Source organism: Francisella adeliensis (genome assembly GCF_003290445.1).
Taxonomy (GTDB): domain Bacteria; phylum Pseudomonadota; class Gammaproteobacteria; order Francisellales; family Francisellaceae; genus Francisella; species Francisella adeliensis.
This window is the reverse complement of the sequence record NZ_CP021781.1, coordinates 1,287,605-1,305,338: the sequence shown is the minus strand read 5'-3', so window position 1 is coordinate 1,305,338 and position 17,734 is coordinate 1,287,605. Positions and strand designations below refer to the sequence as shown.

Sequence of the window (17,734 nt, the reverse complement as noted above, 5' to 3'; positions counted from 1 at the left end):
CCTCATGCTATTTGATAAACTTTCAAAAATTAATATCTCTAATTGCTATGTGTCTATTAAACCTTATGATAAGGATGACTTTGTTGCGTTAGATGATTGTTTTGATTTTGATTTTTTTGAATGGTTTTTGAATGATTATAAAAGTTTTAAAGAGTTTGAAATAGAACAATTAAAGTTAATAAATGATAGAAAGTTGATTTTTTTGAGTTTGATTGATAATTCTACTAATAAGATTTTTGGTGTGACATCTATTTATGATATTGATGATTACAATAAAAGTGTTGAAGTAGGTAAAACTTGGTTAGCAAAAAATTATCAGGGCACTGGATATAATCTAATATTTAAATATTATCTATTCAAGACACTTATAGAAAAATTTCAATTAAACCGAGTTCAATTAAAAGCTGATGCTGAAAATAAAAGATCTGTTGCTGCGATGAAAGGTATTGGTTTGAATTATGAAGGCAAATTACTTTCCCATAAGGTTGTGAAAGGTGGGCGAGTCCGTGATACTGAAATGTTTAGTATTACTCAAAATACTTGGCAAAAGATAGAAGATTTCATGCTTACTAAACTTAATCAAAAACCTGCTAATCTAAAATGGTAATCTTAGGAATAGACCCTGGCTCAAGAGTTACAGGCTTTGGGGTTATCAAAATCCAAGATAATAAAATCTACTATGTAGCTAGTGGTTGTATCAGAATCACAGAAGAAGCTACAGCTAACCGCCTAAAGCAAATCGCTGATGGGATCACACAAGTCATAAATACTTATGCTCCTACTGAATCAGCGATAGAGCAGATATTTATGTTTCAAAACCCAGGTGGAGCTTTAAAACTAGGGCAAGCTCGTGGTGTAGCAATGTGTACACTTGCGATAAATAATTTAGAAGTAAGCGAATATTCTGCTAAACAAGTAAAGCAGGCCGTAGTTGGTAATGGTGGAGCAGCTAAGTCACAAATCCAACACATGGTGCAATCATTACTTGGTTTAAGTAAAAAGCCACCAGAAGATGCTGCAGATGCTCTAGCTATAGCAATATGCCATTATCATAGCAGTAAATCATTAGCTCGTATGACTGGAGCTAAAAAGATTGTACATGGCAGACTAAAATAATACATTTAAAACTAATGCTTTTTCAAAAATCTATTATTTGTTGTAGATTGCTACCTTAATGAAACTATTTAAGAGTAAATAACATTCAAAAAAGTGTTTGACCGTAACCTTAGGTAATACTTTATAATTCTATTATCAACTATTTGAAACTCTAGATTTATGCAGTGGTATACAAAAGAAATTAGTAGTCTAACAGGAGTCTCTATTAAGGCTTTATATCATTATGATAAAATTGGCTTATTAGTACCAATAAGAACCTCAAATGGTTATAGAATATATTCAGAGAAAGATTTAATAAAACTCCAAAATATTATTGCATTAAAAGTTTTTGGTTTTAACTTAAAGCAAGTAAAAGAGATTTTAAGCAATAACCTTGATATAAGTAAAAGTTTGAATCTTCAATTAAAGCTTCTTCAAAAGCAACAAATACATTTACAATCAATGGTAGAGATACTAGAAGTTGCAATAACTAAAAGTAAAAATGAAAAGTTTGATTTTAATGAAATATTTAAGCTAATTAAGGAACATAATATGAGAGAAATCCATCAGGATGATAGTATTAAAGAAATATTGGATGATCTTGAAATACAGCAATATGAACAGCTACAAAAAGATTTACAGTCAAAGAAAAAAATATCTGCAAAAATGTTTACAGTAAAATGGAAGAATATTTGTGATGAAATTAGCTTAAATATTAAAACAGACCCAAGTAGTGACTATGGCATAAAGATGGGAGAGAAAATTCATGCTGCAGTTTATAATTTATATGGAAGAAAATACGCTAGATTAAAGCATGCTATTTGGTATAAAGGTTTTATAAGTGCTAAAGAGAATAATCCAATCTCTAAAGAAGTTATTGCTTGGATTGAGCAAGCGATGCAAGCGTACTTTTCAAATAGATGTAGAAAGATATTTATGAATTTAGGAGAAAAAGAAGATACCCTTATAGCAGAACAGTTTGGACAGTTATTAGATGAGATGTATGGTTGTGAAGATGATTTAAAGCTGAGATTTTTTGAAAACTTATATAAACATTCTAAAGTTCCAGAAAAAACGAAAAGATGGGTTAGAAAAAATTATAAAACATTTATATAAATCGTTGTTTATTAAAAGGATTAACTTGATTGTTAATCAATAAGCTTTATTCTATCTTTTATACATGTTCATAAATAAAAAGATAACTTATGATAAGTTTTATAAAAGGTAATTTACTAGAGAAAGATCCAGCGGCATTACTTATAGATGTGGGTGGTTTAGGTTATGAAGTATCTGTACCAATGACTACTTTCTACTCGCTAGGAGATGCTAATACTGAAGTATCATTATTTACACATTTTGTTGTCAGAGAAGATGCTCAACAACTTTATGGTTTTAAGACTAAAGTTGATAAAAAAGTATTTCAAGAATTAATCAAAGTAAGTGGAATAGGAGCAAGAACTGCTATTGCGATACTTTCAGGAATGGATTGTAAGACACTACTTCACTGTATCGAAAATAAAGACTATGGTTTATTAGCAACAGTGCCAGGTATTGGTAAAAAAACAGCGGAAAGATTAGTTGTAGAAATCTATGATAAGCTTTTAAAACTTGCTAATGAGATTCATGGTCAAGAAGATGCTATGGGTAGTGATATAACTACATCACATGCAAGTGTTAATGAAGCACCTCAAGGAGGCTCAGTATTTAACGAATCTGTAGATGCTCTTATGGCTCTTGGCTATAAACAAAAAGATGCTGAAAAAATGATTAGAACTACTATTGGGGATTCTAAAAATGCTTCTCAAGCTATTAAGAAAGCGCTTCAAAGTACTATCAAATCTAAATAGCATCTACTGCCTATCCTCCTTTCTCTTAAAATTTATAATCTCACGGCGTTGCTTTTTAGTGGGTTTATCAGCACTTAAAAAACTAGCAGACTTTCTTAATTCAGTTTCCTTTTCTCGTTGAACTATACTTTCAGCAGTTTCTGAGTATAATTTTTGAGCTTCGGTTGCTTGTTTTCTAATATCATCAAGGGCTAGTACAATTATTGTTTTCTTAATATGTGATTGTTGGATTTGATACTCGTCCCCAACACTTACAGTTTTACTGACTTTAGTTTTATGACCTTGAAAATGCACTTTACCACCCTCGATAGCTTTTTTAGCTAATGCACGAGTTTTATAAAATCTTGCTGCCCAAAGCCATTTATCTAGTCTTACACTCATAAGAAAATATCTATTAATTTTAGTATATAAATTATAACTAAATACGATAAGCATTTTAACTCATTTATAATATTTGGTATTCTAGTAAGATATTTATTTTTTAACTAAAAAACTATGACTCAGCCCTCAACTATAAATCTTCGTAAAATGACTACTACATTAGACGATCAAAACAATGCTATTTATCAGATTGATGATATTAAGTTTAATGATTTTATTGGTAAAAATATTAAGATCGAATTTCTTGGTGAAATCAATTGTGTATCTTGTGGTACTAAAACAAAGAAAAGTTATTCGCAAGGGCATTGTTTTATGTGTATGCGCAGATTACCTGAGTGTGATATATGTATTGTAAAACCAGAGCTTTGTCATTATGCCGAAGGGACTTGTCGAGATTCTAGTTGGGGTGAAGCAAACTGTATGAAAACTCATATTGTTTACTTATCTAACACAGGTAATATGAAGGTAGGTATTACTAAGATAAAAAATGTACCATCAAGATGGATAGATCAAGGAGCAGCTTACGCGCTACCAATATTTGCAGTAGAAAATAGACTATTATCCGGCCTTGTAGAGGTTGCTATAAAAGAAAATATAGCTGATAAAACAAACTGGCGTAAGATGCTACAGGGAGAACCTGAGAATTTAGATTTACTAGCTATGAGAGATGAGTTATTAGAGAAGTCAAAAGACAAAATAGCTGAGATAAGAGCCAAGTATGGTGAAAATAGTGTTGAGCCTGTTGAATCAAAAGTTCAATATATAAATTTCCCAGTAGAGCAATACCCATTAAAGATAAAATCATTCAATTTTGATAAAGACCCTATTATCAATGCCAAGCTTGTGGGCATAAAAGGACAGTATCTGATATTTGATACAGGTGTTATAAATATCCGTAAGTTCAGTGGATATAAATGTAGTATAGAGAGTTAAAACTATGAGTAAGCGAGTTGCAGTAATTGGTGCAGGCGCTAGTGGTATAATTTGTGCTAAGAAATTTTTAGATGCTGGCTTTATAGTAACTGTTTTTGAGAAGAATATGAGTACAGCTGGAGTTTGGAATTACAGTGGAGCTGGGGTGGTATATGATAACTTAAGAACTAACTTGCCTAAAGAGATTATGGCTTTTGAAGATCAGTTAGTTTCATACGGGAATGAAGAGTCTTTTCCTGGTTATGCTGAAGTGAGAGATTATTTAGCTAATAACTGTAATGCTTGGTGTGTTGATAAGGTTATAAAATTTGAGTGTGAAGTTATAGATACTGTTCCAATTGAAAAAGATAATCACCTCACTAAATGGCAACTTTTCTATAAAGATGGTATCAGTGAGAAATCAGAAGAGTTTGATTATATAGCTATATGTAATGGCCACTATGAAACCCCAAATTTCCCGGATGATGTATTTATTGAAGCAAATGCCAAAGAGCATGTGAGTCATAGCAAAAGCTATAGAGTTCCAACAAGCTTTGGAGCTAGAATTTTATGTATTGGTTACTCTTCTTCGGGTAATGATATTGCTAGAGACTTGTTAGAGTCAGGTCGAGAAGTTTTTGTATCTCAGAAAATTATTGATAAAACTTCAGAAAAACAGAACTTAGCTAATGTAGAAGGTATAAGATTTGTATCTCAAATTAAGTCAATAAAAAAAGTTGGGGATGAATGTATTGCAGAAACACAGTTTGGCTCAACCATAAAATTTGATAATGTAATTTTTTGTACTGGATATAAATATAGCTTTCCATTTTTGAATGATGAGATTATTTCTACAAAAAATAATATGGTTAAACCACTATATGGTGAGTTAATTCATGAGAAATATTATTCGTTAGCTTTTGTAGGTCTTCCTTGGAAAACTTTACCGTTTGTATTAGCAGAATCACAGGCGATATTTCTATCTAAAGCTTGGCTTGATGAGAGTGTTGTTGAACTAGTTAATAAGCTTGAAACAAGTCAAGATCATTATACTAGGGTTAAGCAAGCAAATCTGCCTGAGAAGTATTACCATTGTTTGGCAGATCAGCAGTGGGCTTATAATAAAAAACTGATTTCATTAGTTGATGAGCTAACAACTTATCGAAGTAAAAGAATAGAAGCTATTGAAGAGATCTTTAATATAGTCGCTATAGCTAAAGCTGAAGACCTATATAATTATCGAGAAAAAAGTTATTGTTTTGATAAGCTACAAGCTTTGTTGAGTTAGTTTTTATATAAGGAATTTTTCATGCTTAGACAGCAATATCATTTTAGAAAATATGAAGAAGATGTCTTGATTTGGGATGTTAACAAAATAATTACCCTTTCTAAAAACCTTGAACCTAGAGAAATAAAGTTAGATACAATTAAAGAGTTTGATACGCAATACTGGTATGAGCTAGGTGGAGCTAAACCAACTTGTAAAAATGTAGTAGAGCACATTAAGCTTATCAATCAAGCAGATCTAAGCTACCCTATAATTTTATGTAATGATGGTAAAATATTTGATGGTATGCATAGAGTATGTAAGGCACATTTGTTGGGCCATAAGACTATTTTAGCGATACAGTTCAAAGAATATTTAGCACCACATTATAAAAACATAGATGCTAATGATTTGGAATATTAATTTATATGATTGTTAAGAATTTATGCAGAGTAATAAGTTTATTTATAAACAGGGAACTTATTACAAAGATTTAAGATTTTTGCTGCAACTTCTTTTTCAATTTCTTCATTACCGCAGTTAAATACAACATCAGCTAATAAATTACCTACTAACTCACACTCAGCTTCTTTGAAGCCACGAGTGGTAATAGCTGGGCTACCAATTCTTAGACCAGAAGTTACAAATGGTGAACGAGGATCATTAGGAATAGAGTTTTTATTTACTGTGATATTTGCTCTACCTAAAGCCGCTTCAGCTTCTTTGCCAGAAAATTCAGTACTAGTAATATCTAGTAGCAAAAGATGATTATCTGTACCGCCTGAGATTATGTTGATATTTCTTTCTTTAAGAGCTTTTTCAAGGGCTTTAGCATTTTTAAGTACTTGCTTTTGATAGTCAACGAAACTAGGTTTTAATGCTTCTTTAAATGCTACAGCTTTAGCAGCTATCACATGCATTAAAGGGCCTCCTTGAATACCTGGGAATATAGCAGAATTAAATTTCTTAGCTAAGTCAGGGTTGTTATTACATAGGATTAAGCCACCACGAGGGCCACGCAATGTTTTATGAGTAGTCGTAGTAGCCACATCTACAAAAGGGAATGGGCTTGGATAAACACCAGCAGCCACAAGACCAGCTACATGAGCTATATCTGCCATAAGTACAGCATCTACAGAGTCAGCGATTTCTCTAAATTTTTCCCAGTTTATAACACCAGAAAAAGCAGAAAAACCAGCAATAATCATTTTAGGTTTATGCTCTTTAGCAAGTTCAGCAACTTGAGTATAATCTATATCGCCTTCACTATTTAAACCATATTGAATAGAGTTATAAATTTTACCTGAGAAGTTTACTTTACTTCCGTGAGTAAGGTGTCCACCAGCACTTAGATCCATGCCTAGTACTGTATCGCCTGGTTTTAATACGGCATTGTAAACAGCAGCATTTGCTTGAGAGCCTGAGTGAGGCTGTACATTAGCATAATCAACTTTAAAAAGTTCGCATGCTCTTTCTATAGCTAATCTTTCAGCAATATCAACAAACTCACAACCACCATAGTATCTTTTACCATGGTAGCCTTCAGCATATTTATTTGTAAGTTGTGAACCTTGTGCTTCCATTACAGCTGGACTTGCATAGTTTTCAGATGCTATTAGTTCAACATGTTCGTGTTGTCTTCTTACTTCTAGCTCTACAGCTTCAAATATTTCTTTGTCGGAATTCTTTAGATTATCTAAGTCATGATTAAACATTTAGTCTTTCTCCTGATACTTTGCGTGATTAAACCTCTTCGATAGTGTAAGATTATATCCTATATTATCGTATATAAAAATATCTAAGTTAAGTTATGGGAAAAGTAATAGATCTTGATGAGATCGATAGAATCAAGCATGAAGAAGAAGCTTCGCACTATAGACTAAGTAGAAGTAAAAGTAGTGTTAAAAAAGATATGGATGAGATTACCGATTTTGGTAGATCTTTGATTGAGCTCAATAATGCTCAGTTAGCAAAAATTCCTCTTACAGAAACTGTTAGAGAAAATATAAAAGATGCAAAATCTATGCAAAAAATTGCCCTCAAAAGACAGGTTCAGTTTATTGGTAAACTTTTAAGAAAAGTTGATAATATAGAAGAGTTGCATAAAGCTTATGATGTTGCGACTAATCAAGATAAAGAGGCAAATCTTTTGTTTCATCGTATAGAAAATATGCGAGATAACTTGGTAGATCCTGAGAAATCAAAGGATGCTTTAGAGAAGCTAATAGTGGACTGTCCAAATATAGATGTGCAGAAATTAAGACAACTTATTAGAAATCATAATAAAGAAGTTGAAAAAAATAAACCAAATAAATCTTTCAAAGAGATATTTCAACTAATAAAAACTTCATACGAATAAGGTTTATCAAAGCAATTAAACATTGATAAAAGTATTTAGCTTTATTATCCTTTACATTAACTAATTTACCTAGATATATACTCATGCAAGAAATTAAAGATATTCAGCATTTAATCAAAGCAGATATTGATGGAAATAATAAGTACATTATTGACTCATTATCATCAGATGTAGTTCTTATAAATCAAATTAGCCATTATATAATTAATAGTGGCGGCAAAAGGTTACGTCCATTGCTTGTGATGCTATTTGCTAGAGCATTAGACTATAAGGGAGATGAGCATTTATCATCTGCTGCAATTATTGAGTTTATTCACACAGCCACCTTACTTCATGATGATGTCGTTGATGACTCTCATTTGCGTAGGGGTAAAGAAACTGCTAACAATGTATTTGGTAATGCTGCTAGTGTTTTGACTGGAGATTTTCTTTATTCAAGAGCTTTTCAAATGATGGTTGGCTTAAATAATATGCAGATAATGCAGATACTTGCTGACGCTACAAATAAGATCTCTGAGGGAGAAGTGCTACAGCTTCTAAACGCAAGAAATTCAGAACTATCAGAAAAAGACTATGTAAATGTTATATATTGCAAAACTGCTAAACTTTTTGAAGCTGCTTGCGAGTTAGCTGGGGTTATTAGTTTAGATAAAGAAACTTATAAAACAAATTCTAAAAGTATTAAAGACTTCGGTGTTTATCTTGGTAATGCTTTTCAAATAGCAGATGATGTACTTGATTATGTATCTGATGCTGAAAGTTTGGGTAAAAATGTCGGAGATGATCTTGATGAAGGTAAGATGACGCTACCAACGATTTATGCTCTAGCAAATTCTTCGGCAGAAGATCAAGCGATTATAGTAAATGCTATCGAGAAGGGTGAATATGATATTTCCCAGATAGTTGGTATTATAAAAAATAGTGGAGCTATAGAGTACTCTTACAAAAAAGCTTGTGAATATGCAGATTTGGCAAAACAGTCAATTAGCTTTTTAGCTGATAGTGACTATAAAAAAGCTCTTGAGTTGCTATGTGATATAGCTGTGAAGAGAAAGAGTTAGAAAGTATTCTTAGAAGTATATCTTTTATAAAAATTAGTCTCATGATGCAAGGATGCGTAAATGTCTAATTCTGTCTTAATTCTAAGTGACATGTTTGGAGTAAATGATAAGTCAGAGTACTTAAAGAAGACTCTTTATTTTTTTGATAAGTTAGGTTTTTCTTGCGACATGTTATCCACACCTGAGTACTGTGGTATAAATAATTACTATAAAGAAAAAGATATTCATACTGAATTTACTGAAAGAGGAATTGATATAGGAGTTTATAAGCTATCAAAAAATAGTAGTAAATATGACATAGCTATAGGATTTAGTATAGGTGGTACGATATTATGGAAATCTATTAAACAAGGTTTTAATGTTCCTAAAATATTATGTTTCTCACCATCAAGGTTAAGGTTTGAAAGTGGTAAAATAATGACAGAATCACACATAGCACTTTCAGATGAGGAACATTTTAAGTATCACTTTGATAAGAGTTTATATGATTACCTATATATTGAAAAATCCTCAAATCATGATTTTTATAAAGGTATAAGTTTAGAAAAATTTCTTAAAAATCTATTATAGTTAGTTTCAATGATTTTCTTTATAGAGATAAAGGGATTAATTTGTGTTATTTAAAATCTTTTAAAGTAATTTTAAAAGATAATGCTTGGTTAGGACCTATTGTAGCAGGTGCACGAGAACCGTAAGCAACATCAGAAGCACAGTAAAGTACTATAGTTGAGCCTGTTGTGATTTCAGGGATAGCATCTTTCCAGCATTGGATTAAGTTTGGTAAAGGGAATGTCGCACTATCATTTGAATCAAACGATTTACCGATTAAGGTACCTTTCTCGACATCACTAAATTCAGCGTTGTCTTTTTTGTAAGCAGGCACTGGGGTAGTTCCTTTATAAGCAATAGTTACTGTACTATTTTCATTCGGCTTTTGACCATCACCTTGTTTAATCATCTGGTAGTAAACTTTATCGTTTACTTTAACGATGTTATCAATTTTAGAAACCTTATCCATAAAGTCTTCAGAGTTTGTTTTATTTTCTCTAGAAACTTCTAGCTGCTTTTTGATCATTTTATCTTTTAAAGAATCCATGTTCCTTCTTATATCAGTTTCAGAAATTTTTGACTCAACACCATTCATAGCATCTTCAAATCCAGCAGTAGCTTTTGAGTCGTTTAACCCAAAACCTTGACCTGCAATCCCACTACCTACTTGGTAGCCAACAGTGTAACTAGCATCAGCATTCATTTTTAATACTGTTTTTTCAGCTTTAGCTTTAGTTTGTGGTTTAGCTTCAGGCTTAGGTTCGACTTTAGCAGTGGTTGCTTGTTTTATATCATAGTCTTTAACTGTAGTCTTAGTTTCTGTTTCTGGCTTGCTTGTAGAACAAGAGCTAATAGCAACTGTAATAGCCGTGCAAGATATTAAAGTTACGATTTTTTTTAGTTTCATAAGTTCTCCTTATCGTTTTAAATCATTTTTTGTAATATTTAAAAAGTTAAAAAGCTCTTTATCTAACATTTGCGAGGGCGAGATGTTAGATAGTGCTTTAAAAATTACATTTTTTCTATCGGGATTGTTTTCTTCCCACTTGTTAAGCATACCTTTGATAAATACTCTTTGCAAATTATCTTGAGAGCCACAGAGATTACATGGGATAATTGGAAATTTTTTAAGCTCCGAATACTGTGCCGTTTCTTTCTCGCTAACAAATGCAAGAGGGCGTATAACAATGTTTCTTTTATCATCACTTAGTAACTTAGGGGGCATCGATTTTATTGAGCCATTGTAAAACATATTTAAAAAGAAAGTTTCAATCATATCATCGCGATGATGTCCTAGAGCAATCTTAGTTATACCATTTTCTACTGCATAATCATAAAGTATACCGCGACGCATTCTTGAACAAAGTCCACAAGTTGTTTTACCTTCAGGAATTACTTCTTTGACTACGCTATAAGTATCTCTCTCAATAATGTGAAAATCTACGCCTTTTGACTGTAGATAGTTCGGTAGAATCTCTTCTGGAAAGCCAGGTTGTTTTTGGTCTAAGTTTACAGCGATTATATCAAATTTAATAGGTGCTTTTTTTTGTAAAATCATGAGTGTTTCTAGTAGGCAGTAAGAGTCTTTACCTCCAGATAAGCACACCATTATCTTATCGCCATCTTCAACCATATTGTATTGGTTGATTGCTTGAGCAGTTTTACGGACTATCTGTTTTTCTAGTTTTTTTAAAATTTGTTTGTTTGTATCAGTCATTTTTCTTTAAGATTGTTTGTTTTATATGAGCTGGAATTTTCTCTGGTCTATTTGTACGAGGATTATAGCAGGCTATTTTGATTTTAGCTGTAGCCATTAACTCTTCACTATTGCATAATTTTATATAAGCTTCAAATTCAATACTTGCAGCACCATACTTAACTATATGATGAGAAACTTCAATATTTGCAGGGTGAAGTAGAGGGCGAATGTATTTGCAAGATTGCTCAACAATTACAAATTGAACACCATTATCCTCTGCCCATTTCATAAGGTCTGACTCTTCATAAGCCCAAGTGGTACGAGCCTCTTCAAAGTAATCAAAATATTTACCATTGTTTACATGGCCGTTTTTATCTGTATCTGAAAAGCGGACGGTAGTCTTGTATTTGTATAGAGATGTAACTTGCATAGATTATCCTTTAGAAAATATACGATAGTAATGGTTTGCTAGGAACTTCACAATGTTGAAGTTGACTAGAGTATTTTCTAGCCACATCAGCTGTTTTTCTTGCATAGTTTTTCAGGAAAGAGTTATTTTTATGACTACCTCTTTTATATCCGCCAATACCTTCATGGTATGCCAGATAAAGGTCATAAGTATTTGATTTACTAATACCCGTTTTGTTATGGACATTGTTTAAATACCAACCAATAAAATCTACAGCATCAGCGTAACTAGTTCTAGATACAAAAGACTGTTTAGTTTGCTTTTTATAATGATCCCAAGTTCCGTCAAGTGCTTGCGAGTATCCATAAGCAGATGAAGCTCTTCCAGCAGGTATAAATCCTAAGTAGTATTTCATTGAGGGCTTAGCGTCACTTCTGAAAGAAGATTCCTGACGAACAAAAGCCATTTGAACATTCATAGGTATACCCCAGCGATTATAAGAGTCAACCATATCATAATACCAATCTGGGTGTTGATGTATTATGCTACAAGCATTGTTGATATTTTTGGGTTGTTTAGTAGCACAAGAAGCTAGGACTGTTAAACAAATTATTAAAGTTAAAAGTTTTACTAAATTTTTCATACTATAAGTACCTATAAAATACATTAACTACTTTATCTTGGAATCTACGAGCGCTATTACGCTGAGAGTATTTTAAATCATTAAGCATTATAGAAAAGCTTATACGGTGATTTTTTGCCGTTAATACATAACCTGAAAGTGTAGATACGCCACTTAAAGTACCTGTTTTAGCATGTACTTTTCCTAGGAGTTTGCCACCCATTCTATAAGCTATAGTTCCATTCATACCCGAAGCAGGTAGGTAGTTATAAAATTTCCTTCCGATTTTGCTATTGAATGATTTAGAAAGAAAGCTAACCATAAATTGAGGCGTAACTTTGTCAAGCTTTGATAAGCCTGATCCATCATACATAGTAAGGTTAGTAGTGTTAAGGTGAAGTTTATTGTAGAAAATTTCTTGTACAGCTTCGGTGCCAGCGATAGTTGAGCCAATGCCTTTTTGCTTAAGACCTACAGTATTAAGTATAGTTTCTGCATATAAGTTGTCTGAATGCTTTAATGTTCTATCTATGATAGTACCAATTCGAGCGGAGTTTGTACTTAATTGTACTGTATTCCCTGCAGGGATAGAGCTAGTTATTTTTACACTGTTATGTTTTATACCGTTAGATGATAAGAAGTCATTAACAGTATCTAATGTTTTTAGAGCTGGGTTTTTAATGGCAAGACTAAACATTCTCTCAGCAGTACGTGACAAATAACCATTAATATAAACTTGGTTATCATCATTCATTGATATTTGAGTAGCTTTAGATGAGCTAGTATAGGTGGTAGAGTTTATAAAGTCGATATTACTAGCATTACTAATTTTTATTACTCTTGTTGAGAGGCTATTAGGGTTTTTAGCAAGTTTAATTACTGTACAGTTGCGATTTAAAGTAAAGCTTGAAGCTGGAGCACCATAGCATAATGCAGAATCTTCTTTAGACCAGCCTTGAGGGATATAGTCACCAGAAAATACACCAACAATGTATACATTGCCTGTTATTTGTTTTATACCTTTAGAGGTTTTGATTTTTTTAATTAAAGAAGCAAGCTGACTACCCGTTAAAGAAGGATTACCACTGAACTGTATATATAGGTTGCCATATAGAACATGGTTTTTTACTTTGTTAGAGTTATAATTAACAGTTGTTGAAAATGTAAAGTTACTGGGTAATGTAAGAAGTGCGGCAACTATAGTGAAAACCTTATTGTTGCTTGCTGGTGTCATTGGTCTATTTTTAGCATAAGAATATAAGTTTGCACCAGATTGAGTTCTTTGAGTTGCTATACTTATTTTAGCACTAGATAATCCGTATTTTTTTACAAGGTATTGTATTTCGCTACGAGAGGTTGCAGAAAAACCACTAGTGAATGTACTTAAAATTACAAAAAATATAAGTATCTGTTTAATTTTTTTATTCAAAATTCTAAAAACCATGATTTTTTTGATATTTTCTTAGGTGATTATAATAGCATTTTGAGTATTATAAATATATAGATAAGTTGTTTTAGAAGTCTTTAAAGCTGAAGTTAAATTACTATAAAATAGGTAAAGAAATTATTGTTTTGACCTGGCATTATTGTCTATGAGATTGGTAGTAAAAGTGAAAAATAAAAAGCTTCGAGTACGTAAGAAATTAGCTCATTTATATTTTGAAATCATAGTTCAATACTTTCGTGATTAAATGTATAATGTTTTTTTTAAATTAAAAAAAGTTTTACATTAAGTCCATGATTACAACATCTTTAACATATATTACGTCTTTACTGCTTATATGTAGTGTTGCTGTTTATGTAACTACACATTCAAAAAACAAGATTTTTGAATATTTACCAGCAATAGTGATTATATATTTTAGTATAGTCTTACTATCTATATGTGGATTGTGGGATAACACTTCTACAGATATACAACAAACAAAGTCTTCTCTTGAGGATTTAATTTTACCTGTGATGTTGTTTTTGATGCTCATTCGTTGTGATATTCGTATGGTATTTAAGCTAGGTAGAAAACTTCTTATAGCATTTTTTGGAGCTAGTTTTAGTATTATAGTGGCTTTTAGTATTATGTATTTTGTGTTGGGCAAATATATATCACCAGATGCTTGGAAAGGTTTCTCGGCTCTATCTGCTAGCTGGATGGGTGGCACAGGAAATATGCTAGCTGTTAAACAATCACTACACACTCCTGATACTCAAATGGGATATATCCTTTTAACTGACTCGGTAAACTATACTATTTGGTTTGCGTTTTTATTTGCTTTAATCTCAAGGGCAAATGTTTTTGATAAATGGGTTAAGGCTTCATCATTAGAAGAACATATTCAAAAAGTTAATATAGAAGATCCATATAAGCTAAAAGGTGAAATAAATTTTGCTGGAATATTTGTGTTACTTGCTATGGCATTCTTAGCAACTGATTTAGCTAAAACATTATCGGTATATTTACCTGTTACAATGCTTATTTCTGCCAAAACATGGACAATACTTTTGGTTACAGTTTTTGGATTTATAGTGGCAATGACACCTATAGCTAAAATAAGAAGTGACAGTATTATGGCTAGTATTTTTTTATATTTTTTAGTTGCTTTAATAGCTTCTGGATCTAGCTTTACAGGTATAGCAAATGCTCCACTATATATAACGTGTGGGCTTATGGTGCTTGTTATTCATAGTATTATTATGGTGATTATAGCTAAAATCTTTAAACTTAATTTAGCTATATGCTCTATAGCTTCTTTGGCTAATATTGGTGGCATAGCTGGTGCTCCTATCTTAGCTAGTGCTTACACCAGAAGTTTGGTGTCAATAGCGGTTGTAATGTCATTACTAGGTTTTTTAATTGGAACACAAGGTGGTCTAATCGTTGCTAAAATAATATCAGGATTTGCAGTATGAGTAAGATAATAGATGTAGAAACAAGCATAATTAAAACACCTTTAAAAAGAACCTTTACAACAGCGGTAAGAAGTACTAACCATATAGACTCTCTAGTCTTAAAGATAACTACTGATGATGGTTTAGTTGGTTTTGGAGTTGCTCCAGCTACTACGGCGATTACTGGTGATACCCTTGCAGGGATGAAGTATATTGCTGAAGAACTTTTTACACCTGTTATTATTGGTTCTGATACTAAGGATTATAAGCAAATAATTGAAACTGCATTTGCAAGGGTTATGTTTAATTCAGGCTCAAAAATGGCTTTAGATTTGGCTTTGCATGACTTACTAGCAAAACAGCAGAAAACATCTGTAGTTAGTCTTCTTGGGGCTAGTGATAGAACTATAGAAACAGATATATCTATTAGTTGTGGTAGTGTTAAAGATACTCTTATAAATATTCAAAATGGTGTGGATGCAGGGTTTAATGCTGTAAAAGTGAAAACAGGCGCTGATTTTAATCGAGATATCGAACTTTTGAAATATATTGATTCTGAGTTTACTAATGATATAAGGTTTAGATTTGATGCAAATCAAGGATGGAGTGTTAAGCAGACAAAACAGTTTATTGAAGAACTATGTAGGTACTCTATAAATACAGAGATCATAGAACAGCCAGTAAAACATTACGATATTTCAGCAATGAGTGAACTTACAGCGTTTAGTGATTTGCCTTTAGTAGCAGATGAGAGTGTTTTTAGTTTTGATCAAGCTGAAAGAGTTATTAATGAAAATGCTTGTAATATGATAAACATCAAGTTAGCTAAAACTGGTGGTATTCTTGAAGCTCAAAAAATCAAGCATCTTGCAGATAGTGCAAATATACCGTGTATGGTAGGTTGTATGATGGAGTCTCCTGTTGGCATTGTTGCTGCAACTAGTTTTGCACTAGCTGAAAATATAACTATAGCTGATCTTGATCCTGTTGATTGGGTCAGTAAAGATGTTTACGCTGATTATCTTGATTTTAGTGCGCCAAATATTAGCCTAAAAGATACCTATGGCTTTGGATTTGATGCTTAAAAAAAATAAAATAAAAGCTTATAGTTTTGGTGAGTATGAATGAAAAAAGATAAAGTTTTGGTGTTGGTGCATGGGTTTATTAAAAATAGTAAAGATATGCGTACTTTGAAAAATTTTTTTAGTAAAGATTATGAAAAAATCATAGCTGTAGATTTGCCCACTACATTTGTAAATATGGATACATCTATAAAAGCTTTGTGTGAGGTTATAAAAAATATTCCTCAATCAAAATCAATCACATTTATAGCTCATAGTATGGGTGGTCTTATAACCTGTAAAGCCATATATGAGCTACAACTTAAAAATGTCGATAAATGCGTATTTATAGCTTCACCATTTGCAGGCTCAAAAGTTGCTGATTTTGGTGATAGAATTCCATTTTACTCTAGAGTTTTAAAGCCGAATAAAGATTTAAAAGTTACAGATAAATACCTAAAGATTTGTAATGAGGTAGCTTCTAAATTTCCTGTTGGTTTAATCGCAGGTAATAGAAACTCAAAACTTAATTTACTAGCTCGATTTTGCTTAGGTAAAGAGCAAGATGGCTTAGTGGAGGTGGATTCTGTTTTTGCGATAAGCAGCTGTGATAGAATAGTTTTGTACAAAAATCATCAAGAAATACACCATGATAATGAGACACTTGCTTATGTGGCGTGTTTTCTAAATATAGGTAAGTTTTTGGCTTAGTTATTTAAGCTCTTACACAAAACTCTCTATAGAATATGGGTTTATAACATATGACAATAAGATGATTGTTCTATAGCTAAAGATCCACAATCTTTCATACCTAAACTTAAACTAAATCCGCTAGACATTAAACCTACTGTTATGATATTTGTAATAATTATTTTTTTCATGTTTTACCTCTAATATTTGTATTTATGTGTTTATTATTACGGTTATTTGTTTATAAGTGAAATAGATATATTTTATGATGGTGATAATTTTTTGTTATAATGATGGGGTTTTATGAAATTATAGCCATCTATATTACGCTATAGTTATCGTTTTGAAATTTTCAGGATGATAGCTATAACGGATAGTTTTATCCAATAAAAAAATAACATATGAAAATTATACTTATTTTTATGGTTGTGACCATTGCATCAGCAAATGGATTTGTTGTTCATGTAATTACAGTAGAGTGGCTTCCAGAATGGGTTAGATCTCAAATGCAATGAAAGTGGCTAGTTCGTGGGATGTTCGATATGTTGCTGCAATCACTTCGTTAGAATACGGTTTCTCAGCAATTATTATTTATCATCTTGCTCGCAATAAGCTTTTGTCACTTGGGAAGTTTAAGTCAGCTTTAATATTCTCTATTCTTCTAATAGCTATACATGGGATGTTTATTAGGCAGCTGTTTATGGATTATATAATTGGGAATCCGTTAAATGTTGTTTTAGTCCAAAATGCTTTTAAATGGTTAGTGTGGTTACTAATGTCATTCTTTATCGTTTATGGTTATGAGTTTGTTATGAATTTAGGTAGTAAAAATGCTAACAAACCAGCATCTGTATAACCTCATGTGAATGGTTGTTTGAAACCTGTTTAATACCAAAAAT

At 32.0% G+C, this 17,734-nt stretch carries 22 protein-coding genes; 14 read left to right on the top strand and 8 right to left on the bottom strand.

The window, feature by feature from the left end; translation table 11 throughout:
• Positions 1-4: 4 nt before the first annotated feature.
• The 4 genes from CDH04_RS06335 (at position 5) to ruvA (ending at position 2,942) form a co-directional block, all read left to right on the top strand.
• Positions 5-607 carry a GNAT family N-acetyltransferase gene (locus tag CDH04_RS06335; protein WP_112870223.1) on the top strand — a complete coding sequence of 201 codons (603 nt, stop codon included), beginning with the start codon at positions 5-7 and terminating at the stop codon, positions 605-607.
• Entirely contained in the window at positions 601-1,116 is a 516-nt protein-coding gene (gene ruvC / locus CDH04_RS06330; RefSeq protein ID WP_112870222.1) for a crossover junction endodeoxyribonuclease RuvC, read from the top strand. Before CDH04_RS06335 ends, ruvC begins: the two co-directional genes overlap by 7 nt.
• Positions 1,117-1,275: 159 nt before the next feature.
• A complete protein-coding gene (locus tag CDH04_RS06325) occupies positions 1,276-2,211 on the top strand; it encodes a MerR family transcriptional regulator (protein WP_112870221.1) in 936 nt (311 codons plus the stop codon).
• Between the two features lie 89 nt (positions 2,212-2,300).
• On the top strand, positions 2,301-2,942 hold the full coding sequence (gene ruvA / locus CDH04_RS06320; RefSeq protein ID WP_112870220.1) for a Holliday junction branch migration protein RuvA: 642 nt from the start codon (positions 2,301-2,303) through the stop codon (positions 2,940-2,942).
• Positions 2,943-2,945: 3 nt separating this feature from the next.
• Here ruvA and CDH04_RS06315 read toward each other — a convergent pair whose 3' ends face one another.
• Complete coding sequence (locus CDH04_RS06315; protein ID WP_112870917.1) at positions 2,946-3,323, bottom strand: RNA-binding S4 domain-containing protein; 378 nt, start codon at positions 3,321-3,323, stop codon at positions 2,946-2,948.
• A 114-nt stretch (positions 3,324-3,437) separates the two neighbouring features.
• Between CDH04_RS06315 and CDH04_RS06310 the strand changes: the two genes are divergently transcribed.
• Genes CDH04_RS06310 through CDH04_RS06300 form a run of 3 tightly spaced genes read left to right on the top strand, consistent with a single transcriptional unit; the run spans position 3,438 to position 5,925 of the window.
• Positions 3,438-4,256 (top strand): DUF2797 domain-containing protein, encoded by an 819-nt coding sequence (locus CDH04_RS06310; protein WP_234393390.1) that lies wholly within the window; start codon positions 3,438-3,440, stop codon positions 4,254-4,256.
• 4 nt (positions 4,257-4,260) lie between these two features.
• On the top strand, positions 4,261-5,523 hold the full coding sequence (locus CDH04_RS06305) for an NAD(P)-binding domain-containing protein (RefSeq protein WP_112870219.1): 1,263 nt from the start codon (positions 4,261-4,263) through the stop codon (positions 5,521-5,523).
• Between the two features lie 21 nt (positions 5,524-5,544).
• Positions 5,545-5,925: a hypothetical protein gene (locus tag CDH04_RS06300; RefSeq protein WP_112870218.1), complete on the top strand. Its 381-nt coding sequence runs from the start codon at positions 5,545-5,547 to the stop codon at positions 5,923-5,925.
• A 38-nt stretch (positions 5,926-5,963) separates the two neighbouring features.
• Here CDH04_RS06300 and glyA read toward each other — a convergent pair whose 3' ends face one another.
• Positions 5,964-7,217, bottom strand: coding sequence for a serine hydroxymethyltransferase (gene glyA, locus CDH04_RS06295; RefSeq protein WP_112870217.1), 1,254 nt, complete (start codon positions 7,215-7,217; stop codon positions 5,964-5,966).
• Positions 7,218-7,312: 95 nt separating this feature from the next.
• Here glyA and yjgA point away from each other — a divergent pair, with 95 nt between their 5' ends.
• The 3 genes from yjgA to CDH04_RS06280 all read left to right on the top strand — a co-directional run bounded on the left by yjgA (position 7,313) and on the right by CDH04_RS06280 (position 9,492).
• Complete coding sequence (yjgA, locus tag CDH04_RS06290) at positions 7,313-7,861, top strand: ribosome biogenesis factor YjgA (RefSeq protein WP_112870216.1); 549 nt, start codon at positions 7,313-7,315, stop codon at positions 7,859-7,861.
• Positions 7,862-7,944: 83 nt separating this feature from the next.
• Positions 7,945-8,922: a polyprenyl synthetase family protein gene (locus CDH04_RS06285; RefSeq protein ID WP_112870215.1), complete on the top strand. Its 978-nt coding sequence runs from the start codon at positions 7,945-7,947 to the stop codon at positions 8,920-8,922.
• Between the two features lie 60 nt (positions 8,923-8,982).
• Positions 8,983-9,492 (top strand): hypothetical protein, encoded by a 510-nt coding sequence (locus tag CDH04_RS06280; protein WP_112870214.1) that lies wholly within the window; start codon positions 8,983-8,985, stop codon positions 9,490-9,492.
• 46 nt (positions 9,493-9,538) lie between these two features.
• Here CDH04_RS06280 and CDH04_RS06275 read toward each other — a convergent pair whose 3' ends face one another.
• From CDH04_RS06275 to dacB, 5 genes are read right to left on the bottom strand one after another with little or no spacing between them, the layout of a single operon-like run.
• The gene (locus tag CDH04_RS06275) at positions 9,539-10,378 is read right to left on the bottom strand and encodes an FKBP-type peptidyl-prolyl cis-trans isomerase N-terminal domain-containing protein (RefSeq protein ID WP_112870213.1); all 840 of its coding nucleotides are present in this window, start codon (positions 10,376-10,378) and stop codon (positions 9,539-9,541) included.
• Positions 10,379-10,387: 9 nt separating this feature from the next.
• Positions 10,388-11,188: a tRNA 2-thiocytidine(32) synthetase TtcA gene (gene ttcA / locus CDH04_RS06270; RefSeq protein WP_112870212.1), complete on the bottom strand. Its 801-nt coding sequence runs from the start codon at positions 11,186-11,188 to the stop codon at positions 10,388-10,390.
• Positions 11,181-11,600 (bottom strand): acyl-CoA thioesterase, encoded by a 420-nt coding sequence (locus CDH04_RS06265; protein ID WP_112870211.1) that lies wholly within the window; start codon positions 11,598-11,600, stop codon positions 11,181-11,183. Before CDH04_RS06265 ends, ttcA begins: the two co-directional genes overlap by 8 nt.
• A gap of 10 nt (positions 11,601-11,610) precedes the next feature.
• On the bottom strand, positions 11,611-12,222 hold the full coding sequence (locus tag CDH04_RS06260; protein ID WP_112870915.1) for a transglycosylase SLT domain-containing protein: 612 nt from the start codon (positions 12,220-12,222) through the stop codon (positions 11,611-11,613).
• A 1-nt stretch (position 12,223) separates the two neighbouring features.
• Entirely contained in the window at positions 12,224-13,630 is a 1,407-nt protein-coding gene (gene dacB, locus CDH04_RS06255; RefSeq protein ID WP_409254753.1) for a D-alanyl-D-alanine carboxypeptidase/D-alanyl-D-alanine endopeptidase, read from the bottom strand.
• Positions 13,631-13,938: 308 nt separating this feature from the next.
• Here dacB and CDH04_RS06250 point away from each other — a divergent pair, with 308 nt between their 5' ends.
• From CDH04_RS06250 to CDH04_RS06240, 3 genes are read left to right on the top strand one after another with little or no spacing between them, the layout of a single operon-like run.
• Positions 13,939-15,105 carry a DUF819 family protein gene (locus CDH04_RS06250; protein ID WP_112870209.1) on the top strand — a complete coding sequence of 389 codons (1,167 nt, stop codon included), beginning with the start codon at positions 13,939-13,941 and terminating at the stop codon, positions 15,103-15,105.
• Complete coding sequence (locus CDH04_RS06245) at positions 15,102-16,169, top strand: dipeptide epimerase (protein ID WP_112870208.1); 1,068 nt, start codon at positions 15,102-15,104, stop codon at positions 16,167-16,169. The genes CDH04_RS06250 and CDH04_RS06245 overlap by 4 nt, the downstream gene beginning before the upstream one ends.
• Before the next feature lie 39 nt (positions 16,170-16,208).
• On the top strand, positions 16,209-16,856 hold the full coding sequence (locus CDH04_RS06240; RefSeq protein ID WP_112870207.1) for an alpha/beta hydrolase: 648 nt from the start codon (positions 16,209-16,211) through the stop codon (positions 16,854-16,856).
• A gap of 41 nt (positions 16,857-16,897) precedes the next feature.
• Here CDH04_RS06240 and CDH04_RS10045 read toward each other — a convergent pair whose 3' ends face one another.
• On the bottom strand, positions 16,898-17,026 hold the full coding sequence (locus CDH04_RS10045; protein WP_265575270.1) for a hypothetical protein: 129 nt from the start codon (positions 17,024-17,026) through the stop codon (positions 16,898-16,900).
• A 320-nt stretch (positions 17,027-17,346) separates the two neighbouring features.
• On the opposite strand from CDH04_RS10045, the gene CDH04_RS06235 reads away from it, so the two are divergent.
• Positions 17,347-17,691 carry a hypothetical protein gene (locus CDH04_RS06235; protein WP_200164482.1) on the top strand — a complete coding sequence of 115 codons (345 nt, stop codon included), beginning with the start codon at positions 17,347-17,349 and terminating at the stop codon, positions 17,689-17,691.
• The last annotated feature ends 43 nt before the right edge of the window (positions 17,692-17,734 follow it).

Coding starts and splice junctions, on each gene's coding strand:
- CDH04_RS06260 (WP_112870915.1), bottom strand. CDS start 12,222: ATGAAAAATTTAGTAAAACTTTTAACTTTAATAATTTGTTTAACAGTC.
- CDH04_RS06265 (WP_112870211.1), bottom strand. CDS start 11,600: ATGCAAGTTACATCTCTATACAAATACAAGACTACCGTCCGCTTTTCA.
- CDH04_RS06280 (WP_112870214.1), top strand. CDS start 8,983: ATGTCTAATTCTGTCTTAATTCTAAGTGACATGTTTGGAGTAAATGAT.
- CDH04_RS06275 (WP_112870213.1), bottom strand. CDS start 10,378: ATGAAACTAAAAAAAATCGTAACTTTAATATCTTGCACGGCTATTACA.
- yjgA (WP_112870216.1), top strand. CDS start 7,313: ATGGGAAAAGTAATAGATCTTGATGAGATCGATAGAATCAAGCATGAA.
- CDH04_RS06245 (WP_112870208.1), top strand. CDS start 15,102: ATGAGTAAGATAATAGATGTAGAAACAAGCATAATTAAAACACCTTTA.
- CDH04_RS06325 (WP_112870221.1), top strand. CDS start 1,276: ATGCAGTGGTATACAAAAGAAATTAGTAGTCTAACAGGAGTCTCTATT.
- CDH04_RS06240 (WP_112870207.1), top strand. CDS start 16,209: ATGAAAAAAGATAAAGTTTTGGTGTTGGTGCATGGGTTTATTAAAAAT.
- CDH04_RS06285 (WP_112870215.1), top strand. CDS start 7,945: ATGCAAGAAATTAAAGATATTCAGCATTTAATCAAAGCAGATATTGAT.
- ttcA (WP_112870212.1), bottom strand. CDS start 11,188: ATGACTGATACAAACAAACAAATTTTAAAAAAACTAGAAAAACAGATA.
- CDH04_RS06235 (WP_200164482.1), top strand. CDS start 17,347: ATGAAAGTGGCTAGTTCGTGGGATGTTCGATATGTTGCTGCAATCACT.
- glyA (WP_112870217.1), bottom strand. CDS start 7,217: ATGTTTAATCATGACTTAGATAATCTAAAGAATTCCGACAAAGAAATA.
- CDH04_RS06300 (WP_112870218.1), top strand. CDS start 5,545: ATGCTTAGACAGCAATATCATTTTAGAAAATATGAAGAAGATGTCTTG.
- CDH04_RS10045 (WP_265575270.1), bottom strand. CDS start 17,026: ATGAAAAAAATAATTATTACAAATATCATAACAGTAGGTTTAATGTCT.
- CDH04_RS06335 (WP_112870223.1), top strand. CDS start 5: ATGCTATTTGATAAACTTTCAAAAATTAATATCTCTAATTGCTATGTG.
- CDH04_RS06250 (WP_112870209.1), top strand. CDS start 13,939: ATGATTACAACATCTTTAACATATATTACGTCTTTACTGCTTATATGT.
- CDH04_RS06310 (WP_234393390.1), top strand. CDS start 3,438: ATGACTCAGCCCTCAACTATAAATCTTCGTAAAATGACTACTACATTA.
- ruvA (WP_112870220.1), top strand. CDS start 2,301: ATGATAAGTTTTATAAAAGGTAATTTACTAGAGAAAGATCCAGCGGCA.
- CDH04_RS06305 (WP_112870219.1), top strand. CDS start 4,261: ATGAGTAAGCGAGTTGCAGTAATTGGTGCAGGCGCTAGTGGTATAATT.
- CDH04_RS06315 (WP_112870917.1), bottom strand. CDS start 3,323: ATGAGTGTAAGACTAGATAAATGGCTTTGGGCAGCAAGATTTTATAAA.
- ruvC (WP_112870222.1), top strand. CDS start 601: ATGGTAATCTTAGGAATAGACCCTGGCTCAAGAGTTACAGGCTTTGGG.